Raw genomic sequence first — 18,568 nt, 5'->3', positions numbered from 1 at the left:
CTAATTTAATATGCGATTATTATCGATAACAGCACTTTTTATTTCATTTTCGGTTCTAATACCGAATTCGTTTTCTGCAACAGCACCATTACAAGAGTATGTCATTGTTGAAAACCAAGTTGATAACGAATTCTTTATTGTTGCTAATAGAGTTGACCCTCGCTTCTCGGGCTCAAATGTATTCACAAAATACCAGCGCAATAGACAATATAGTTTAGGCTATATGGGATATACAGGAACACCTTTTAGCTCAACATATAATACAGGTGATATCTGGTTAGAAAATTCTCCCGTAAGCCAACCTTTTATCGGAAATCGTTGCATGACAAATAACCGAAATTGCCCGGCAACGTCTTATTGGTCAGCTCAGCAGTTACGAGATAATGGTGCATATAAAATCCAACAAACAGGAACACCGGGTGAGTCTGGATATTCAAGACCGATATTTTCTGAATCTTTTTATCGCTGGTTAGCCGAAATACCACCAGGAACAGAATATACTTTTGATTTAAGAACCTGCACAAGCCGCGACGATTATGATTTAAGTAATACGACCTGTATGACGAGTGGAGGAAGAACGACAACACAACAACACTACATTCCAACCAATAAAAAAGGCAATATTATTCTAAAAGGAACGGGCGCCTTACAAGAAGTCTTTGTGGATAGCAATGGCAATCCAACTATTGGACTCGGTTCTAATTTTTGCTCGACAGGGATTGTTGGAAATACTTCTGGAATTATTTGTAAGTTAGTTGAATTAGAAACCCAAGGACAATCTATCGGCGGAACATTTACAGTTCGTATGTATATTGATAGTGCAAAGTTAGGTTTAGCTAGGGACCCCCGTGCTGCACTTATTCAATATAAAGGAAGTAACAGCACGCGCTGGACAAATTGGTCATCAACAACAAACATGTCAGAGATCTTTAATAATGGTTCACAAAATATTGAAGTTTTTCTCTCAAATGAATATTTAAAATCAATTGTTGACGCTTCACCTAATTCAACAGTCACACTTGCTGATAGTGTATATACTTTTGGTTTTCAATCACCACTTCCTCAATCTGGATTTTACGAATTTACACCTTCAAATTTCTTAATAATTAAGCCGAGAGATTATGGAATTAGCATTATTCCTGCAGATTTTAATCCAAACCAATCCAAAACAGGAAAAGTCGGCAATGATGAACCACCGATAGAATTTAATTATATCGTTACGACTAGCGGGCCAAGGCAAGCGGATTCTATTACGGCAAAAGTTGAAGGACCAAACACAACATTAAAAGGACAGTCATACTGCTTATTTACCTCGAGTGATAATAAACTTAATGTCCCTTTTTCCGCTTATCTTTCATTTAAAAATGAAAGTGGCACTAAAGAATCACACCGAGCAAGTTGTGATAATAATGAAATTTCATTAAAAAATGCATTATGGTCTGAAACACCATGGGATAGACCTAATGAGGATTTAGGATCTTTTTATCGAACTAACTTAGATTTATCATTCCCAATGAATGACTCTGAATCATTTTTTACATTGGATGGTATTGATTGGTTAGGAACCGTTTCTGCAAGTGGCACAATAACTGTCAAAGCAATTTGGACTGGGCCCGATATTCAATAATATCTAATGACTACTTTTAGGGCTACTTGTAAAAGTTCAAGTGGCCCTTTTATTGAACCCCATATACTCTTAAATTTTAGTTGGATTTTTTAATATGAAACCATTTTATTTACTTAAAATCCTATTATTGGTTTTGCTATCAGTGTCTTGCAATAATGCTATTGCTTTATATATCAATGCAGATATTTCTTCGATGGAGTCAGGGCAAGAGTTTTTTTCTAAGCCATACATCAACGACACAGATAAAACTAATTTATATAATTTTAGTGCCTACAAAATTGATAAACCAGGTAACCAAGAACATGGGGCACCTCTCCATAACGGCGAGATTATTTTTACTCCATTGAAGAAAATTTTATTACCTGGGGAACAAGAATTTTTTAAGATTTTTTATCGAGGAGAAGCCGATGAGACCGAGCGCTATTATAAGATTATCATTAGCGAAACCCCTCTTGATATGCGTAGTGATAATGAACAAAAAAAGCGACCTTTATTTTATCCAACGGTTAGCCTAGAAACCTATTTTGTTGTGAGACCTAAAAAACCAGATTTTAAATATGAGCTTAATCCAAGCACTAGTATTCTAAAAAATACGGGTAATACCTATTTTAGAGTGCTATTACATGAAAACTGTGATGCTAATGATGATTCCGAGCCTTATATATTTTACTTATTACCCGGCCAAGAATCTAAAGATGAGCGTCTTAAAAAGAAAAGCCGTAAATATATTGTAATATTTGATAAATATTACCCAATTGGCAACTGCACCTAAAATTCAATCATATCAATTAATTAAAAAAATAAAATGACAAATTTGGCTATACTACTATTAAAATAAACATTGAATTACCTAATCATAATTCGACAGGTACTCTGTATCTATAATTACCTTAAAGCATTACAAATTCATAAAATTCAGTTCTAAAAAATCATTTCCGCCTATTAAAAATAGCAAATTAATTTAGGTTTCCATGACTTGAAATAGTGGTTAATACTGCTTTTTATCTGTATATAAAACATCAAAACAAAAAATGTCAGTTTCATTAATACAATACACTGAAATTTTTGTCATTACATATATAACCAATCGTTATAAACAAAAATTTATTTTCATATTTTCTTCTCAAAAAAAGAGTAGTATATTACACTGATATAATTACTTTAAAATCAATGACTATCATGTTAGCTAAAGTGATCAAACTAAGCACATATTTTAATAACTAAATAAGAGTCATGTATGATATATATACTGAACAACATAATAAAATATAACTCTGACTTAGGTGAAATATTTAGGGTGGACACAGAACTCAGTGTAATGAAATTAACACCCGTGTTGAATTATATTTTTATAATACTAATTCAGAATAATAAAACGACTATCACTCGTGAAGAGATATTAAAAAAAATACTAAATAAATATGACCTAAAAGTTTCGATAAACACCCTTAACCAATACATTAGTACATTAAGAAAAGTATTACATCAACAGCTTTTAGTTGAAAATGCAATTCTAAGCATATCAAAAAAAGGCCTTGTTATCTCTTCTGAAATTCAAATTGAAGAATCGATTGCCAAATTCAATAATAAAATAGAGAAAAGCCTAGCCCCCCCTCCCACTTCAAGCAATAAATCTAACAAATCACTATTACTTAGTGATAAAAATCATATTATTAAAAAAACATTATTGATAATTAGTGTTTTTTTACTTTTGGTGATTATTTACCTTATAAATCAAATTCATGCAATAAAATTTCCATATGCATCAATACAGTCATACAAAATTAGCACAATTGGAGATTGCCCTGTTTATGGGTTTAAAGATAACTATGAAAAAAATATGAGTGACACAATAAGCAAACAAGCAATTGATTTTAACTTAACCTGTGAAGATTCTGATGTTTTTTATTATTATAACAATATACAAAACTTAGGTAAAAACAAACATAGCTTATTAGTAAAATGCAAAAAAAATAAAGAATGCATTTCAACAAGAGTAAATTGGCAGGATAAAAATGACTAATAAAACACTATATTCATTGATACTATTATTTTCATTAATTATCGTTTTCTTGTTATTTAACTTGAATTTAGAAAAAAGTAAAACACAATATTGTGAAGCAACTGTTTCCTCTAATTTCATATTAGCTAATAATAAATCATCATATACACTAAATATGAAATTAGTAAAAAACAATGATAACAGTGGATATATTAAATTATTAGGAACAATTACAACTGATAAGACATATACTGTTAATCGAGTTGTTCATTTCAATCAATCATCAAGAAAGTATATAAAAGATTTAAAGTTAACCATAAGTTATGATAGAAAATCTTCAAATGACAATGTTCCTGATGATATATTCGAAAAATATTTTAAAGCATTCAATCTAAACTCAATTGCATATGTAGAAATTGATGAGATAACTTCTGATTGGTACCTTTTTTCCAGTTCGTTTGGCCCTTATTTTGTCTGTAGCAGGCAAGATAAATTAAATACAATTTAACACATAGCGTTCTACTTATAAAGTAGTTCGCTCAGGTAATCGCTAATATTACATCTCTGATTCCTATTAACCTTTTCATTTTTTCTCCAACTAAGCAGGCTTGATTATACTTTTACCTATAATTAAATTTATATGCTACCTACCGATAAGTACCAAATCAACCCTAAATAAATCACTATTTCAACTTAATCTATAAATATTTTTTTGTAATTTTATGTAAAAATATAAATACTTACTTTTATATGACTATAAATGCATTTTTTTCATTTATTATTTATTATATTCTCACTTTTAAGCCAATCCCTAAGATTAACATAACGCATTGTTTTTATTGAATTATAAAAACCTATATTTTGATTCAATAGTCTATATTCATTATTTATACCTATATCAATAGACGGAAGCTATCAAATAAACTATTTTTGATTCATTAAAACAATTTCACATTAGTAACTAAAAAATATAATCTATTCCTCATAGAGAAAATCAAAAAATTTAAAGTAATGCCATCTTCAATAGCTAACTTTAAAATAATAAGTTCCTAATAGAGAGAATATGAAATGAAATATATCAATACTAAAGAATTGAATAAAAGTAATGACCTAGATATTGTTATGGCTACCGCAAAATACTTGAAATCCGCACGTATTGAAAAATCATTAACAGGAACAGAATTAGGAAAATTATTAAATTTGAGCCAACAACAAATATCAAGGTATGAGAATGGCCAATCTGCTATTTCTATTGATAGCCTTCATATATACCTTAAAGCATTAGGTAAAGATTGGTTAGATTATTTCAGATCTGTTATCTTAGTTAGAGTTCATGCGAATTATTATTAATACAGTCATAAAAAACTCAAACTTATACATTTCGATAAAATCGCGACAAAACCTAAGAATAGTTAATATGATTAAAAAGAATATGAATTATTCTCATAAATCTATTATTTATAGATCTCATTATATCAAAAATTAACTCAAAGAAGTCATTAGAAGCAAAAAATGTATCATTCAACAAAAAAGTGATACAAAAAGAAAGGAACTCTTAATGCAGTTAAATACAGTCATGATAAAAAAAACGCCACGCTAATATATTAGCGTGGCATTATAATTTGGCGGAACGGACGGGACTCGAACCCGCGACCCCCTGCGTGACAGGCAGGTATTCTAACCAACTGAACTACCGCTCCTGATGTTCCCTACTGGGAACGCCATGCATATTACGAATACTTAAGGACCCCGTCAACACTTTTTCTTGTTAAATCGCGCAGTTGAACAGTTTTTAGCCTTGAGAGGCTTTTCTATGCATTTTCCTAAGCAACCATTAATGATAACACCAATCATTAGTGTAAATTTTCAGCCTCATCGGAAGATTGCCGCCAAAGGCAGGGTTTGCCACCCTTCTTATCAACAATATCCAGCCGGGCTTCATGAGCAATAAGCTCTTCATCGGAAGCAAAAATCACCCTAAGGCCAGTTTGGGGACGTTCAATTCTTTGAATTTCATACTCTTGCTCATTATTAGCCGATTCCGAATCCATCGAAAATGATAATGAAGTTTGCCCGCCTGTCATTGCCAAATAGACATCTGACAGAATCTCAGCATCGAGTAAAGCCCCGTGCAGTGTTCGCTTAGAGTTATCAATTAAATAGCGGTCACATAGCGCATCCAAGTTATTCCGTTTACCCGGGAAAAGTTTGCGAGCCAATACTAAGCTATCAGTGATGGTACAAAAATCTTGCGTGGGTGGAATTCCTTTATTGAGTTTACGGAATTCATAATCCATAAAACCGATATCAAAGGGAGCATTATGAATAACAAGCTCTGCACCTCGAATAAATTCAAGGAACTCATCCGCAATTTCTGCAAAAACAGGTTTATCTTGTAAAAATTCATCACTTATCCCATGCACTTCGAATGCTTCAGGATCCACTAAACGGTCAGGTTTAATGTACACATGAAAATTACGCCCTGTTAGTCGGCGGTTAATCACTTCAACCGCACCAATCTCTATAATGTTGTGCCCTTCATAATGAACACCGAGTTTATTCATACCGGTTGTTTCAGTATCAAGGACAATTTGTCTGGTTATCACCGTGCTCATAATGTTTTTTTGTGTCAAACTAGAGGGGAACGAATAATATAGAGTGTAACAGAAATGACAAAGCAGGTAGAAATTTTCACGGATGGTTCCTGTTTGGGCAATCCTGGCCCTGGTGGATATGGCGTTGTTTTACGCTACCAACAGCATGAAAAAACGTTGAGTGAAGGTTATTTTTTAACCACAAATAACCGAATGGAACTACTTGCAGCCATCAAAGCATTAGAATCGCTAACAAGACCTTGTGATATTATTTTAACCACTGATAGCCAGTACGTACGACAAGGAATAACACAATGGATCCACGGCTGGAAGCGTAAACAATGGCGAAAAGCAGATAAATCCCCTGTCGTTAATGTCGATTTATGGAAACGCCTCGATGATGCCATCCAACGACATACTATTGATTGGCGTTGGGTTAAAGGCCATGCTGGCCACCCCGAAAACGAGAAATGTGATGAATTAGCTCGAGCTGCGGCTTCAGCACCAACTAAAGAAGACACGGGTTACCAACCCGCACAAAACTAAGAAGGGTCGTTTACCTTCATTGATTTACTGATCTCCTTTGCTGTACCGAGTGCTGTTCCAATCTTAACTTTTGGTTGCTTAAATTTTAGTGGTGTCGGAGTTAGTGGGTAAGTCCGTTTCCGCGCCACAATCACGCTTAAAACACCAACTCCCCCACAGCTTTTATTCACTCGTCTATTCGCCCCCAGCCAAGGGATTATTTGGCAATTGCGATGATACAAAACTTCATAATTTAATAAGCTGAGCCAATCAAATACCCTAACGGATGGAAAAAAACGGCTACAATAAGGCTGCCGTTTACGTAAAACAGGCACGAGTTTCGCCATTCCAAGAAGACTGAAAGGGTTAAAACCTGAAATAATTAACCAGCCATCGTCGATTAATACCCGGTCAACCTCCCGTAAGAGCCAATGAGGATCATGGCTATAAGCCAAACAGTGAGTCATTAGGCAGGCATCTATAGATTTTTGGGTTAATGGTAAAGCTTCGGGTTTGGCAACAAGGTTAAAACGCGGATCGCCGGTACCAACATTAAATTGGTGAGAGATAAGACAGCCTTCGGTCTGGATTTCAGTACTTAAATGACCTAACTTAAGCAGATGAAAGCCAAATATCTTTGGCCACCAAGGGCTAAGTTGATTTTCTATGGCTTGACGGTATTGTTCTCCAAAAGGAATGTCAGACCAACTAACAGGCATTTGAATTTTTTTATCAATACGCGCAGGCTTCATGAAATTCCCCTATTAACTATTAACAAGTATCGAGGTCATTATGGAGTTAATTCGAGTACCAGCCTTAAACGATAACTACATTTGGGTTTTAGCTGATAGCCACCAACAGTGTATCATCGTTGACCCTGCAGAGGCAGAGCCTGTGCTTGAAATAATTACAGCCAAGCGATTGACCCCAGTCGCAATCCTATTAACTCACCACCATAATGACCATACGGGTGGCGTAAAAGGGATTTTAAGCAAATTTACAACTCTTCCCGTTTTTGGCCCAAAAGAAACTCAATCTAAAGGAGCAACAGAAATAGTCGAAAATGGTGATAAAGTCATAATTGACGAGTTCAACCTACAGGTTATTTCATTATCAGGCCATACATCTGAGCATATTGGCTTTTACCAAGCACCTTATTTATTCTGTGGTGACACCCTATTCTCTGCGGGTTGTGGGCGGATATTTGAAGGAACGCCCGAGCAAATGTTTGAATCTATCCAAAAAATTGCAGCACTCCCTGATGAAACCTTAATTTGTTGTGCTCATGAATATACTTTATCTAATCTCAAATTTGCACACCATATATGGCCTGAAAATGAAGCGATTACACAATATTTACAAAAAATAACGCAAATACGTGACAAACATCAACCAACAGTACCTACCACATTGAAAATAGAGAAAAAAATAAATATTTTTCTGCAATGTGACAACCCTCAACTACAGAAAAAACTCAATATTAATCTACAAAACCCACCTTTAAGAGCAATTTTTACCCTACTGCGTCAATTAAAAGACCAATATTAAAGTTTAATGATTGTCATATCGGGGTGGGATAAGTATTATTGTTCGACTTTTAAACATTAAAATGAAGAACAATAGAAAAGAATGAAGATAATCGCGACGCTTATCGCCATTGTTCTGTTGGCCGGATGCCAAACTGCCCCGAAAAAAATTAAGCAGAACAAAACTCCTAGTAATCATACAATTGAAACTGTTGCACCACATAACCAAGCCGCCAGTAGACAATTACCTAAATCTGATTATGACCTATGGGGTTATATTAGTGATGAACTAAAAATGGATGTCCCTGATAAACCTCAAATTAGGGAGTTAGCAAATAGTTATTTAAATAAACAACGTTTTGTCTACGATGTGGCATTAAGAGCTGAGCCATACATGTACCTCATCGTAGACGAAATTAATGAGCGCAATTTACCAATGGAGTTAGCTTTAATTCCTATTATTGAAAGCTCGTTTAATCCTAAAGCAACTTCTCCGGCACAAGCTGCAGGCCTATGGCAAATCGTCCCTATCACGGCTCGCTCATATGGCCTAAAACAAACACAATGGGTTGATGAACGCAGAGATGTCGTTTCTTCAACTAAAGCGGCCTTCGATCTTCTCGAAAACTTAAATGTTATGTTCGGCCATGACTGGGAGCTCACTCTAGCTGCCTATAACTGTGGTGAAGGCTGTGTACAAAATGCTATCAAGAAAAATGAGGCTGCCGGGTTACCAACTGATTTCTGGTCACTCTCTTTACCGAAAGAAACCAAACAATATGTACCAAAAATCTTAGCGCTTAGCCAAGTATTAAAAAATCCTGAAAGGTATCAAGTTAATTTGCCAACAAGTAATAAAAATAGAGCACTCACTCAAATTGATGTTGGCCAACAAATCACGTTATCTCAAGCTGCTGAGTTGGCTGGGTTAACAGTTGAATCGGTAAAAACATATAATTCTGGTTACACTCGCGGTATAACATCACCAAGTGGCCCTCATTATATTATGCTACCTACGGCTAAAGCCGAACAATTCAAAACATCTCTTTCAGACCAAGACGTTTTAAACACGATTCGCTTAGCAGCGCAACAAAATCAGCAGATAAAAACAGCACAACCTACTGCAATTTCTAGTGCGCGTCAAAATCGAGCTAAAATAGCGACATATAAAGTACGCAAAGGCGAATCCGTCGCAAGTATTGCAAAAAAATTCAATACTACTGCGAAAGATATTCAAAAGCTAAATGGATTAAAAACCGCAAGCGTTATCAAACCTGGGCAAGTATTAAAAGTTGCTAGCCCAGCGTCTACAGCAAGTAGCCGTAAGGCAAAAACCTATAAAGTAAGAAAAGGCGATTCCTACTATAGCATTGCTAAGCGTCATGGCATAAAGCTCAATGATTTAATGACTTGGAATTCAGGTGTTAAAATGGCCGACCTGAAACCAGGGGTGACCTTAAACCTCTACCTTTAAGTTAATCTCAGCAAAAAAGCTTTTGTCTATTTCAGATAAAAGCTTTTTTATTTTGAATTCTCTTATTAGTAAAAATTAATTATTTGAATGAATTAAATAGGATAATAATTTTTATAACATCTTTTGTATAAACGTTTCATATTCGCTGTACTAGAATAACCGATGGTTAAACTATAGTTTAAATACTTCATAAAATTGAGTTTAAACAGAACATACGTAACTCAAACCTCAACTACTCACTAATAAATTAGAAAAAAGTCGTTTATTGGTGGTGACATATGTGGTAATAATGCTATTATTATATCGCGGCTAGTTTAGTCCGAGCAGCCAGTCCGTATTCGAACATCGCTTATGTATTATATTAATAATTTTCGAAAGTTTAACGAACTAGCAATAATCTTATATTTTTCAATATACTAACGTGCAAACTTTTATATTGAACATAGGTGCTTTAATTAGTTAACATGACATTATTGATAAAAAATACACACAGCAAAAGTCAGATTCGCCTGCGGAGGTGATTATGGATGAATACTCACCCAAAAGACATGATATAGCAGAACTAAAATACTTATGTAATAGTCTCAATAGAGACGCTATTTTAAGCTTACAAAAAACAAATACACACTGGATTAATGATTTAAGCTCCCCGCAAAGCGCAGCCTTGAATGAACTCATTGAACATATCGCTGCATTTGTATGGCGGTTTAAAATCAAATACCCAAAAGAAAATCTTGTTATATCACTTATCGAAGAATACCTCGATGAGACCTATGATTTATTCGGCAGCCCAGTTATCACACTTAGTGAAATTATAGACTGGGAAGCAATGAATCACAGCCTTGTCGCTGTGCTGGATGATGACCTAAAGTGCCTAACCAGCAAAACTTAAAGGTATTATTTACCTTTAGTTCAGACTATAAAACCGTATATTAATAAGTAATTTTGCATAAAAGAAAGGGTATTATGACCAAATCTGATTATCTGATGCGTTTAAGAAAATGCACCACAATTGAAACACTTGAGCGTGTCATTGAAAAAAATAAGTATGAATTATCTGATGATGAGCTAGAGCTATTCTATTCAGCAGCAGATCACCGCTTAGCTGAACTCACAATGAATAAGCTTTATGATAAAATCCCAGCGTCTGTTTGGAAGTTTGTTAGATAATATCTTATTAACACGCACAGATAGTGAATGGTTATAGCCGGTAAATCCACTTATCGGCTGAACGCAATGTATTTGTCATTTTATTATTGGCATAATTATTATGCTAATAGGATTTTCTTACTTTAAATTTTAGCCTGCCAACTTTTTCTTATCACAATACTCAACAATTAATGTTGTATTCTTAACTTTTCTTTTTAACTTTTGAATTCATTTAAACCTTAAAGTTTAATTTACATTTATAAAAATAAAAAAGAATAAACAGAAAAAACAATTAAAAATTATATTTATAATAAATTGGAATAGGGAGATTGATATACAAGGAAAGGTCTTAGAATTGGGTGGGAGCCCTGCCAGCGACATCCCGGCACACACGACCCCTGCTATGGCTGCTTCCTTCCGGACCTGACCAAGTTAACAAGTTAGCGTTGCGGGAGAACCAACAGAGCCCCCATTGATTGCTTCTTTCAAAGCAGGGGCATTATGCTTGATAGTCATTGAAATAGCAAGAAACCCATAGCTAAGTGGCGATTTATCACACAAACACCTATAAAAATAGAGACTCAACTAAGAGCCGGTACATTGGCTAATTCGCAGAGACCATCAATAATTCAACATTTTTTGTAATACCGTTGTTGATAACCTCTACAACACTATCACTGATATACAATAGTTTTCCGTTTGCGCTTATAGTTGCATTCACAACTAGCGTGCCTTCTTGCCTAACTTCACTTTTTTGGTAAGTTAGTTCAAAAGGAATTGTCGGCCGATTGTTCACCGAATTATAATATTTTTGAGATAATATTAGAGCAGGTAAGTCCGCAACTGTTGTATCTGCCAAAGTGATTGTAACAACCGCACCTTCGGGTAAAACAGTATCCTGTAAGATTACCACACGGCCCTCAATTTTCCCTGAATCTACCGTCTGGTTATTATTGCTATTTTTAGCATTAAGTGTTTTTTCACTGGGCTTTGTGCTATTCCCTTCACAGCCAACCAACGTTAAAAGCACTAATAAGCTAACAATGTAGCGAAAAAACTTCATAGTTATTACCTATAATACAATGTTTACTAAAACATTTTTAAATAATCGGAATAGACAAATCATTTTCTGACAAGGAATGATAAAAAGTATAACTAATATTGGTAGAATAATACATTTATATTTCTAAATGTAACAATACGTAACCCCAATTTATTCGATAGCAATTAATCTACCTATTCAGGGTAAATAATGGGAAAATACCTGTATCTCATTTACATATAACAGAACTAAGATGACTATGAGCCCAGAATTACAGAATTTAATTAGCCTAATTGAACTCGAAAAAATTGAAGAAGGGATTTTTCGAGGACAAAGTGAAGACCTTGGATTGCCTCAAGTTTTTGGCGGGCAGGTTGTTGGGCAAGCCATGTATGCTGCGAAACAAACCATACCTGAAGAAAGAGCGATTAATTCTTTTCATAGTTATTTTTTGCGCCCCGGTGACAGCTCTCGTCCTATTGTTTATGACGTTGAAATTTTGCGCGATGGTGGAAGCTTTAGTGCACGCCGAGTAAGTGCCATTCAAAATGGCAAGCCTATCTTTTTTATGACCGCATCATTTCAATCTCAAGAAGAAGGTTATAGCCATCAAAACTTAATGCCGGATGTGCCACCACCGACAAAATTAATTTCTCAAGATGATATTGTTCAAAGTTTGGCTGATAAATTACCGGAAGCAGTTAAAAAATACGCTCTTAGGCCAACTCCCTTTGAGTTTCGCCCTGTTGAGTTTTACAGCCCATTCGATTCCGCCCCTCAAGAACCATTTCGCTATATTTGGTTCAAAGCAAAAGGGCAGCTACCTGACCTACCTTCACTTCATCACTATTTATTAGGTTATGCTTCTGATTACAATTTCCTTCCAGCCGCATTACAACCGCATGGTAGAGGCTTTATGGAACGCGACTTACAGGTTGCAACGATTGACCATTCAATGTGGTTCCATCGTCCATTTAAAATTGATGATTGGTTACTGTATGCCGTAGAAAGCCCTTCAGCATCAGGAGGGAGGGGTTTTGTGAAAGGACAAATCTATAATTTACAAGGTGATCTTGTTGCAACGGCTGTCCAAGAGGGCGTAATCCGCCATAGGTAACCTCAAAAATAGAAGGGACTTCAAGTAAGTGATTACTTACTTAGAAAAATAAAATTGTCAGTTTAAAAAGGTAATGGCAGCCAGCAATACGCTGCCATTATCAATTTACATAAAACACAGTATTATCCTGTCATTATCATTACATTAAGGTTAATTGTAGGCACTTTCACCATGAGAAGTAATATCTAAACCTTCCCTTTCTTTTTCAACATTAATGCGTAAGCCAGACGTTTTCTCTGCGATTTTAAATGCAATATAAGCAACAATTGCAGTCCAAACAACACAAACTAGAATACTAATAGCTTGAATTCCCACTTGTTTCATCATCGTAATACCTTCTGCATAGCCACTTCCACCTAATGCAGTTGAGGTAAACACCCCCGTTAGTAAACAACCTAAAATTCCGCAGACACCATGAACCCCAAAAACATCGCACACATCATCAACTTTTAACCGGCGTTTTAAAATCACAACCCCCCATAAACCCGCTAGCCCAGAAAGCAGCCCGATGATTAATGCCCCGCCGACACCCACAGTGCCCGCCGCTGGCGTAACACCGACTAACCCGGCCAAGCACCCAGAGCAAGCACCTAATAATGAAGGTTTTTCCCTGAAAATCCACTCTGCTAAAGTCCATGATAAAATAGCGCCAGCCGCCGCTGCAATAGTGTTCACAAACGCTAAGGCTGCAATACTATTTGCACTTCCTGCCGAACCTGCATTGAAACCAAACCAGCCAATAAATAATATAGAGGTTCCCATAAATACCATAGGTAAGTTATGAGGTTTAATGGCTTCTTTCCCTAATCCGGTACGATGTCCAAGTAAGTAAGCACCAACTAAACCTGCAACAGCCGCATTAATATGAACAACCGTCCCCCCTGCAAAATCTAGTGCACCATCTTGGGATAAAATACCGCCGCCCCATACCATGTGTGCCATTGGTAAATAAGCAAATGTAGTCCAGATAACGGTAAATATTAAAATTGCAGAAAATTTAATGCGCTCCCCTAGTGCACCTATCACTAATGCAACTGTTAAGCATGCAAATGCACCTTGGAATACAACGTGAATAAATTGAGGGATCGGCCCAGATAAACTATCTACAGTGATGTTTTTCAACATAATCTGACTAAAACCACCTATAAAATCATTCCCCTCACTAAAAGCTAAACTGTATCCATAAACAATCCAAATAACAGACACTAAAGCGAAAATAACCGCAGTTTGAGCCATTAAAGAAAGAACATTTTTACTTCTCAGTAACCCACCATAAAATAATGCGATACCTGGCAGTATCATAAAAATAACTAAAGCAGTCGCTATCATCATAAATGCGTTATCAGCTTTATCTAGGGTTTCCTCTGCTGCAAACACGGTTATTGGAAAACCACCCATTGATATCAATAAAAATAAGTATTGGAACCCTTTGCTCATATTTGCTCTCCTACAGTGCTTCGTCTTGTTTTTCACCTGTACGAATACGTACTGCTTGCTCTAATGACAAAATAAATATTTTTCCATCCCCGACTTGGCCCGTATAAGCTTTTTTTTCAATTGTTTCAATCACCTGCTCTACCAACTCATCAGAAACCGCTATTTCCATACGTACTTTAGGTAAAAAATCGACGGTATATTCAGCTCCTCTATATAATTCGGCATGTCCTTTTTGCCGCCCAAACCCTCGAACTTCAGTAATCGTAAGCCCTTGAACCCCAATATCTGATAGTGCCTCTCGAACTTCATCTAATTTAAATGGCTTAATGATCGCGATGATATATTTCATGTTCACTCCTATAAGTCATATGAATAAGCTGCTTAATACTTCGGACAGCACTGACTTTATAGCAAACCGTGTGCCAAAATATATTTATCCATAAAATTCAATAGGAAAGAACAAAATAAAAAACCACTCGAATGAGTGGCTTTAAGGTATGCATTATAAGAGTGCAGAATAATTAACTAGGTATAGCCTCAATTTCAGCATCACTATGGGCATTTAATGATTCTCCAACTTGCTGCAACTGGTACATTTGATAATAACGTCCTTTTTGTTGCAAAAGCTGTAAATGTTTACCTTGCTCAACAATTGCACCACGATGTAACACAACGACTTGGTCAGCGTCGACAATTGTCGATAAACGGTGGGCGATCACAACTAACGTAGTATGTTGGCGAATCACTCGTAACGCTTTTTGTATCGCTTGCTCTGTCCCTGAGTCAATATTCGCGGTTGCTTCATCCAAAATTAAAATTTTGGGTGTCACCACAAGTACCCGGGCCATCGCTAATAACTGTCTTTGCCCTACAGACAGGGTATTTCCCTGTTCACCAAGCACGGTATCTAGCCCATCAGGTAAGCCACGAACCAACCCAGCAAGCTGAACAGTTTCAAGAACTTCCCAAACTTTGTCTTGGCTAATCTCACGTCCTAATGCGACGTTGTCAAAAAAAGAAGCAGCGAGGACAACAGGGTCTTGTTGTACCATTGCAATACCATTACGTAATACTTGGTGGGATAGTGAACTCAAATTACGTCCATCTAATAAAATATCTCCCTCCTGCCACGGGTAATACCCCATAATTAAATTTGCTATGGTACTTTTACCGCTGCCTGTATGACCGACTAATGCAACGAAGTTATTATCAGGCACTTGTAAATTAATATCTTTAAGTACCATTTTGTTATCACGGTAAGCGAAAGATAAATGGTTAATTGAGATTGAACCTCCTTGTAATGGCTCAATACTTTCACCATAACCTTGCTGCGGACTATCCATTAATTCAAATACACGCTCACCAGAAACAACAGCTTGCTGAAGCATTGATTGCTGAGAAGTTAACTCAATAAGCGGCTCATTCAAGCGACCTAAATAGTTAATAAATGCATATAAGACACCAACACCAATGGTAGTCGTTCCTTCGAACCCAAATAGCAATAGCAAGCCACACAATACTGAAGCTGAAAGTAAACTTAGTAATGGCCTTAATAGTAAGCCATCAAGTTTTAATGCTTTCATTCTTGCAAAATAATGGTCTTGGCTAATACTTTGCATTTTTTCGCCAAACCTAGCCTGTTGGATAAATTGCTGAATAACTGTCATTCCATTAATGACTTCGTTAAAACCGTTATTAATATCTGCAAGATAAGATCTCACACGGCGCACAATGGGCGTACTTAAACGCTGATAAACAAGCATTACCACAAATACTGCAGGAAAAATCATCACTGCAATTGATGCCATACGCCATTCCAATGAAAACATAGCAACTAACATGGCACAAATCAGGGCTAAACTACGAAATACTGTCGGCACAACCATCACAAATAGATCTTTAATAACTTCAGTATCATTTGTAACTCGTGAAATTAATTGGCCAACAGGTTGCTTATCGAATGCACTTAGGGGCTGTCGAAGGGCTGCATTCATCACATCTGTACGTAATGTTTGCACTACCCCCACAGAGGCTTTATTAAATAAAATAATTTGATAGTAATGTAATAACGCTGCAATAACTTGGAGCAATATAAAACCAACTGCCATATATAAAGCAAGTGGCATGATGATTTGTTTTTTCGCTATCATGTTATCAATAAAATAGCTGATTAGCAGAGGCCCACTAACTTCTGCAATAGCGGCTAACCATAGCATTGCAATGGCAATACCCATGGTTCCTCGGTATGCTTTTCCATAACCAAGCAAACGCTTGAGTGCTGGCCATAGCGGTTTCTTTTGGCTCATAGCTCACCATCCAGAGCAGCTTCAATCTGTTGATACTGATACATATCTTTATACCAACCCGATTGCTCAATAAGCGCTTCATGTTTACCTCGACTAACAATAGCACCTTGAGATAACACAATAATATTGTCTGCCTCTACCAATGCAGATAGACGATGGGCGCTAATTATCATAGTCCTACCCTGCCGCCAATGGCTTAAATTTTGTAAAATTGTAAACTCGGTCTGCCCATCAACGGCAGAAAGCGCATCATCTAACACCAAGATTTCTGCATTTTGCAAGATGGCCCTTGCAATAGAAATTCGTTGTTTCTGCCCGCCAGATAGCATGACACCGCGCTCACCAACCTGAGTGGAATAGCCTTCAGGTAAACGTAAAATATCATCATGTACACAAGCTATACGCGCAGCCTGTTCAATTTCATCTTGAGTGGCATTAGGCCGCCCAAGCGCGATATTGCCAGCAACTGTATCTGAAAATAAAAATGGGGACTGATTTACGATAGATAACCGAGCACGCCATTCATCTAAACGGATTTCGGGTAGTGATAAGCCTTGATAGCAAACCGCCCCTTCCGTCACATCAAATTGACGCTGTAATAACGTCAACAACGTTGATTTTCCAGACCCCGTCGGTCCACAAAGCCCCAAAAATTGTCCAGGTTTTAAATCAAACTTAATATCATGTAATGCTATTCGCTTAGTTTCTGGATAACTAAAGTTGATAATATTCACATTCAAGTTTCCCTTTTCAGGCTGTAATGAATGCGAACCATCCTGAATGACTAACGGTTCATTGAGTAAACTTAGAATACGGCTATAAGCCGCACTACCTCGTTCAACGATATTAAACATCCAAGCAAGCGCTAACATCGGCCAAATCATTAACCCTAGATACATTACAAAGCTCGTTAATTCACCTAACGTCAATGTATCGTTTAATACCATCCAGCTTCCACCTGCAATAGCGAGTAAATTTGCCATACCAATCGCCATAAAAATGGTGGGGTCAAAACGCGCATCAACTTTAGCAACATGCATATTGCGACGCCCTGCCTCAGTAGCAACCTGTTCAAATTGATTTGATTGATGATCTTCAAGGCCAAAAGCTTTAATCATACGAATACTTGTTAAACTTTCTTGCGCATGATTATTTAAAGACGAAAATGCCCCTTGAGCATGCTTGAAGCGCTGATGAAGCTGGTCTCCATACCGTTTAATGATTAATGCCATAATTGGCATTGGAATAAGTGCTAGTAAAGTAAGCTGCCAACTAATTTCAACACTCATCATGATGAGCACCGCACACCCCATCACCAATGAGTCAACTAATGTTAAAACACCTTCACCAGCTGCAAACACGACTCGGTCAACATCATTCGTTGTACGTGCAATTAGGTCTCCCGTTCGATACTTATGGTAAAACGCTTGATTCTGCAGACTTAATTGCCGATAAAACTTTTGTCGTAACTGTACAGCTAACTTATAAGAAGCACCAAATAACCATAAACGCCAAATATACCGCAACCCATACACAACCAATGCAATCAACAGCATGATTAAAACATAAGTGATTAATTGCTTTGTCGGCATTGCTCCTTTACTTATTCCATCAACGACAACACCAACAATGCGTGGAGGAACTAATTGTAAAATAGCAATGATAATTAAAAAGCAAACAGCGCCGAGATAGCGCCGCCATTCACTCAAAAAATACCAACCTAGTTGTGAAAATAATCGCACGTAATACTGCCTTGAATATATTGATTT

General features: G+C 36.4%; 18 protein-coding genes, 1 tRNA gene and 1 other RNA gene. 11 read left to right on the top strand and 9 right to left on the bottom strand.

Translation table 11 applies throughout. The annotated features are described in order from the left end of the window. Nucleotides 1-10 precede the first annotated feature (10 nt). From PZ638_RS03785 to PZ638_RS03765, 5 genes are all read left to right on the top strand, one after another. Nucleotides 11-1,627 carry a fimbrial protein gene (locus PZ638_RS03785; RefSeq protein WP_112307852.1) on the top strand — a complete coding sequence of 539 codons (1,617 nt, stop codon included), beginning with the start codon at nucleotides 11-13 and terminating at the stop codon, nucleotides 1,625-1,627. Nucleotides 1,628-1,721: 94 nt separating this feature from the next. Beyond that, the gene (locus tag PZ638_RS03780; RefSeq protein ID WP_094962152.1) at nucleotides 1,722-2,399 is read left to right on the top strand and encodes a fimbrial protein; all 678 of its coding nucleotides are present in this window, start codon (nucleotides 1,722-1,724) and stop codon (nucleotides 2,397-2,399) included. A gap of 525 nt (nucleotides 2,400-2,924) precedes the next feature. Next, nucleotides 2,925-3,650 (top strand): winged helix-turn-helix domain-containing protein, encoded by a 726-nt coding sequence (locus tag PZ638_RS03775; protein ID WP_164561215.1) that lies wholly within the window; start codon nucleotides 2,925-2,927, stop codon nucleotides 3,648-3,650. After that, on the top strand, nucleotides 3,643-4,137 hold the full coding sequence (locus tag PZ638_RS03770) for a FidL-like protein (RefSeq protein WP_004905400.1): 495 nt from the start codon (nucleotides 3,643-3,645) through the stop codon (nucleotides 4,135-4,137). Before PZ638_RS03775 ends, PZ638_RS03770 begins: the two co-directional genes overlap by 8 nt. 560 nt (nucleotides 4,138-4,697) lie before the next feature. Further along, nucleotides 4,698-4,979, top strand: coding sequence for a helix-turn-helix domain-containing protein (locus PZ638_RS03765; protein ID WP_004905402.1), 282 nt, complete (start codon nucleotides 4,698-4,700; stop codon nucleotides 4,977-4,979). Between the two features lie 273 nt (nucleotides 4,980-5,252). Here the strand turns inward: PZ638_RS03765 and PZ638_RS03760 are convergent. Next, nucleotides 5,253-5,329: transfer RNA gene (locus tag PZ638_RS03760), tRNA-Asp, on the bottom strand. Between the two features lie 153 nt (nucleotides 5,330-5,482). Continuing rightward, on the bottom strand, nucleotides 5,483-6,244 hold the full coding sequence (dnaQ, locus tag PZ638_RS03755; protein ID WP_094962150.1) for a DNA polymerase III subunit epsilon: 762 nt from the start codon (nucleotides 6,242-6,244) through the stop codon (nucleotides 5,483-5,485). A gap of 54 nt (nucleotides 6,245-6,298) precedes the next feature. Between dnaQ and rnhA the strand changes: the two genes are divergently transcribed. Beyond that, nucleotides 6,299-6,769, top strand: coding sequence for a ribonuclease HI (gene rnhA / locus PZ638_RS03750; protein ID WP_004905405.1), 471 nt, complete (start codon nucleotides 6,299-6,301; stop codon nucleotides 6,767-6,769). Here rnhA and PZ638_RS03745 read toward each other — a convergent pair. After that, nucleotides 6,766-7,500 (bottom strand): class I SAM-dependent methyltransferase, encoded by a 735-nt coding sequence (locus PZ638_RS03745; RefSeq protein ID WP_094962149.1) that lies wholly within the window; start codon nucleotides 7,498-7,500, stop codon nucleotides 6,766-6,768. The two genes, rnhA and PZ638_RS03745, sit on opposite strands and share 4 nt — an antisense overlap. Before the next feature lie 40 nt (nucleotides 7,501-7,540). Here PZ638_RS03745 and gloB point away from each other — a divergent pair, with 40 nt between their 5' ends. The 4 genes from gloB (at nucleotide 7,541) to PZ638_RS03725 (ending at nucleotide 10,918) form a co-directional block, all read left to right on the top strand. Next, nucleotides 7,541-8,296 carry a hydroxyacylglutathione hydrolase gene (gloB, locus tag PZ638_RS03740; RefSeq protein ID WP_004905408.1) on the top strand — a complete coding sequence of 252 codons (756 nt, stop codon included), beginning with the start codon at nucleotides 7,541-7,543 and terminating at the stop codon, nucleotides 8,294-8,296. 81 nt (nucleotides 8,297-8,377) lie between these two features. Next, nucleotides 8,378-9,748, top strand: coding sequence for a murein transglycosylase D (gene mltD / locus PZ638_RS03735; protein ID WP_094962148.1), 1,371 nt, complete (start codon nucleotides 8,378-8,380; stop codon nucleotides 9,746-9,748). Between the two features lie 523 nt (nucleotides 9,749-10,271). Then, complete coding sequence (tomB, locus tag PZ638_RS03730; protein ID WP_004905413.1) at nucleotides 10,272-10,640, top strand: Hha toxicity modulator TomB; 369 nt, start codon at nucleotides 10,272-10,274, stop codon at nucleotides 10,638-10,640. 74 nt (nucleotides 10,641-10,714) lie between these two features. Further along, on the top strand, nucleotides 10,715-10,918 hold the full coding sequence (locus PZ638_RS03725) for an HHA domain-containing protein (protein ID WP_004905417.1): 204 nt from the start codon (nucleotides 10,715-10,717) through the stop codon (nucleotides 10,916-10,918). A gap of 345 nt (nucleotides 10,919-11,263) precedes the next feature. On the opposite strand, the gene ffs is transcribed toward PZ638_RS03725, so the two are convergent. Both ffs and PZ638_RS03715 read right to left on the bottom strand, forming a co-directional pair. Beyond that, an RNA gene (ffs, locus tag PZ638_RS03720) (signal recognition particle sRNA small type) lies at nucleotides 11,264-11,360 on the bottom strand. A 141-nt stretch (nucleotides 11,361-11,501) separates the two neighbouring features. Continuing rightward, nucleotides 11,502-11,960: a YbaY family lipoprotein gene (locus PZ638_RS03715; protein ID WP_004905418.1), complete on the bottom strand. Its 459-nt coding sequence runs from the start codon at nucleotides 11,958-11,960 to the stop codon at nucleotides 11,502-11,504. A 238-nt stretch (nucleotides 11,961-12,198) separates the two neighbouring features. Between PZ638_RS03715 and tesB the strand changes: the two genes are divergently transcribed. Continuing rightward, on the top strand, nucleotides 12,199-13,056 hold the full coding sequence (gene tesB, locus PZ638_RS03710) for an acyl-CoA thioesterase II (RefSeq protein ID WP_275612183.1): 858 nt from the start codon (nucleotides 12,199-12,201) through the stop codon (nucleotides 13,054-13,056). Nucleotides 13,057-13,206: 150 nt separating this feature from the next. Here the strand turns inward: tesB and amtB are convergent, their stop codons facing one another. From amtB to PZ638_RS03690, 4 genes are all read right to left on the bottom strand, one after another. Next, nucleotides 13,207-14,493 (bottom strand): ammonium transporter AmtB, encoded by a 1,287-nt coding sequence (gene amtB, locus PZ638_RS03705; protein ID WP_004905420.1) that lies wholly within the window; start codon nucleotides 14,491-14,493, stop codon nucleotides 13,207-13,209. Nucleotides 14,494-14,503: 10 nt separating this feature from the next. Further along, on the bottom strand, nucleotides 14,504-14,842 hold the full coding sequence (glnK, locus tag PZ638_RS03700) for a P-II family nitrogen regulator (protein ID WP_004905421.1): 339 nt from the start codon (nucleotides 14,840-14,842) through the stop codon (nucleotides 14,504-14,506). Between the two features lie 172 nt (nucleotides 14,843-15,014). Beyond that, the gene (locus PZ638_RS03695; RefSeq protein ID WP_004905423.1) at nucleotides 15,015-16,799 is read right to left on the bottom strand and encodes a SmdB family multidrug efflux ABC transporter permease/ATP-binding protein; all 1,785 of its coding nucleotides are present in this window, start codon (nucleotides 16,797-16,799) and stop codon (nucleotides 15,015-15,017) included. Further along, entirely contained in the window at nucleotides 16,796-18,541 is a 1,746-nt protein-coding gene (locus tag PZ638_RS03690) for a SmdA family multidrug ABC transporter permease/ATP-binding protein (RefSeq protein WP_094962146.1), read from the bottom strand. The genes PZ638_RS03695 and PZ638_RS03690 overlap by 4 nt, the downstream gene beginning before the upstream one ends. Nucleotides 18,542-18,568 lie beyond the last annotated feature (27 nt).

The organism is Providencia hangzhouensis, assembly GCF_029193595.2.
GTDB lineage: Bacteria > Pseudomonadota > Gammaproteobacteria > Enterobacterales > Enterobacteriaceae > Providencia > Providencia hangzhouensis.
The sequence above is the reverse complement of the archived record's forward strand: the minus strand, read 5'-3'. Positions and strand labels throughout refer to the sequence as shown.

Excerpts from the sequence above, each read along its gene's own strand:
- PZ638_RS03785 (WP_112307852.1), top strand. The coding sequence starts at position 11 with ATGCGATTATTATCGATAACAGCACTTTTTATTTCATTTTCGGTTCTA.
- PZ638_RS03780 (WP_094962152.1), top strand. The coding sequence starts at position 1,722 with ATGAAACCATTTTATTTACTTAAAATCCTATTATTGGTTTTGCTATCA.
- PZ638_RS03770 (WP_004905400.1), top strand. The coding sequence starts at position 3,643 with ATGACTAATAAAACACTATATTCATTGATACTATTATTTTCATTAATT.
- PZ638_RS03765 (WP_004905402.1), top strand. The coding sequence starts at position 4,698 with ATGAAATATATCAATACTAAAGAATTGAATAAAAGTAATGACCTAGAT.
- dnaQ (WP_094962150.1), bottom strand. The coding sequence starts at position 6,244 with ATGAGCACGGTGATAACCAGACAAATTGTCCTTGATACTGAAACAACC.
- rnhA (WP_004905405.1), top strand. The coding sequence starts at position 6,299 with ATGACAAAGCAGGTAGAAATTTTCACGGATGGTTCCTGTTTGGGCAAT.
- PZ638_RS03745 (WP_094962149.1), bottom strand. The coding sequence starts at position 7,500 with ATGAAGCCTGCGCGTATTGATAAAAAAATTCAAATGCCTGTTAGTTGG.
- gloB (WP_004905408.1), top strand. The coding sequence starts at position 7,541 with ATGGAGTTAATTCGAGTACCAGCCTTAAACGATAACTACATTTGGGTT.
- mltD (WP_094962148.1), top strand. The coding sequence starts at position 8,378 with ATGAAGATAATCGCGACGCTTATCGCCATTGTTCTGTTGGCCGGATGC.
- tomB (WP_004905413.1), top strand. The coding sequence starts at position 10,272 with ATGGATGAATACTCACCCAAAAGACATGATATAGCAGAACTAAAATAC.
- PZ638_RS03725 (WP_004905417.1), top strand. The coding sequence starts at position 10,715 with ATGACCAAATCTGATTATCTGATGCGTTTAAGAAAATGCACCACAATT.
- PZ638_RS03715 (WP_004905418.1), bottom strand. The coding sequence starts at position 11,960 with ATGAAGTTTTTTCGCTACATTGTTAGCTTATTAGTGCTTTTAACGTTG.
- tesB (WP_275612183.1), top strand. The coding sequence starts at position 12,199 with ATGAGCCCAGAATTACAGAATTTAATTAGCCTAATTGAACTCGAAAAA.
- amtB (WP_004905420.1), bottom strand. The coding sequence starts at position 14,493 with ATGAGCAAAGGGTTCCAATACTTATTTTTATTGATATCAATGGGTGGT.
- glnK (WP_004905421.1), bottom strand. The coding sequence starts at position 14,842 with ATGAAATATATCATCGCGATCATTAAGCCATTTAAATTAGATGAAGTT.
- PZ638_RS03695 (WP_004905423.1), bottom strand. The coding sequence starts at position 16,799 with ATGAGCCAAAAGAAACCGCTATGGCCAGCACTCAAGCGTTTGCTTGGT.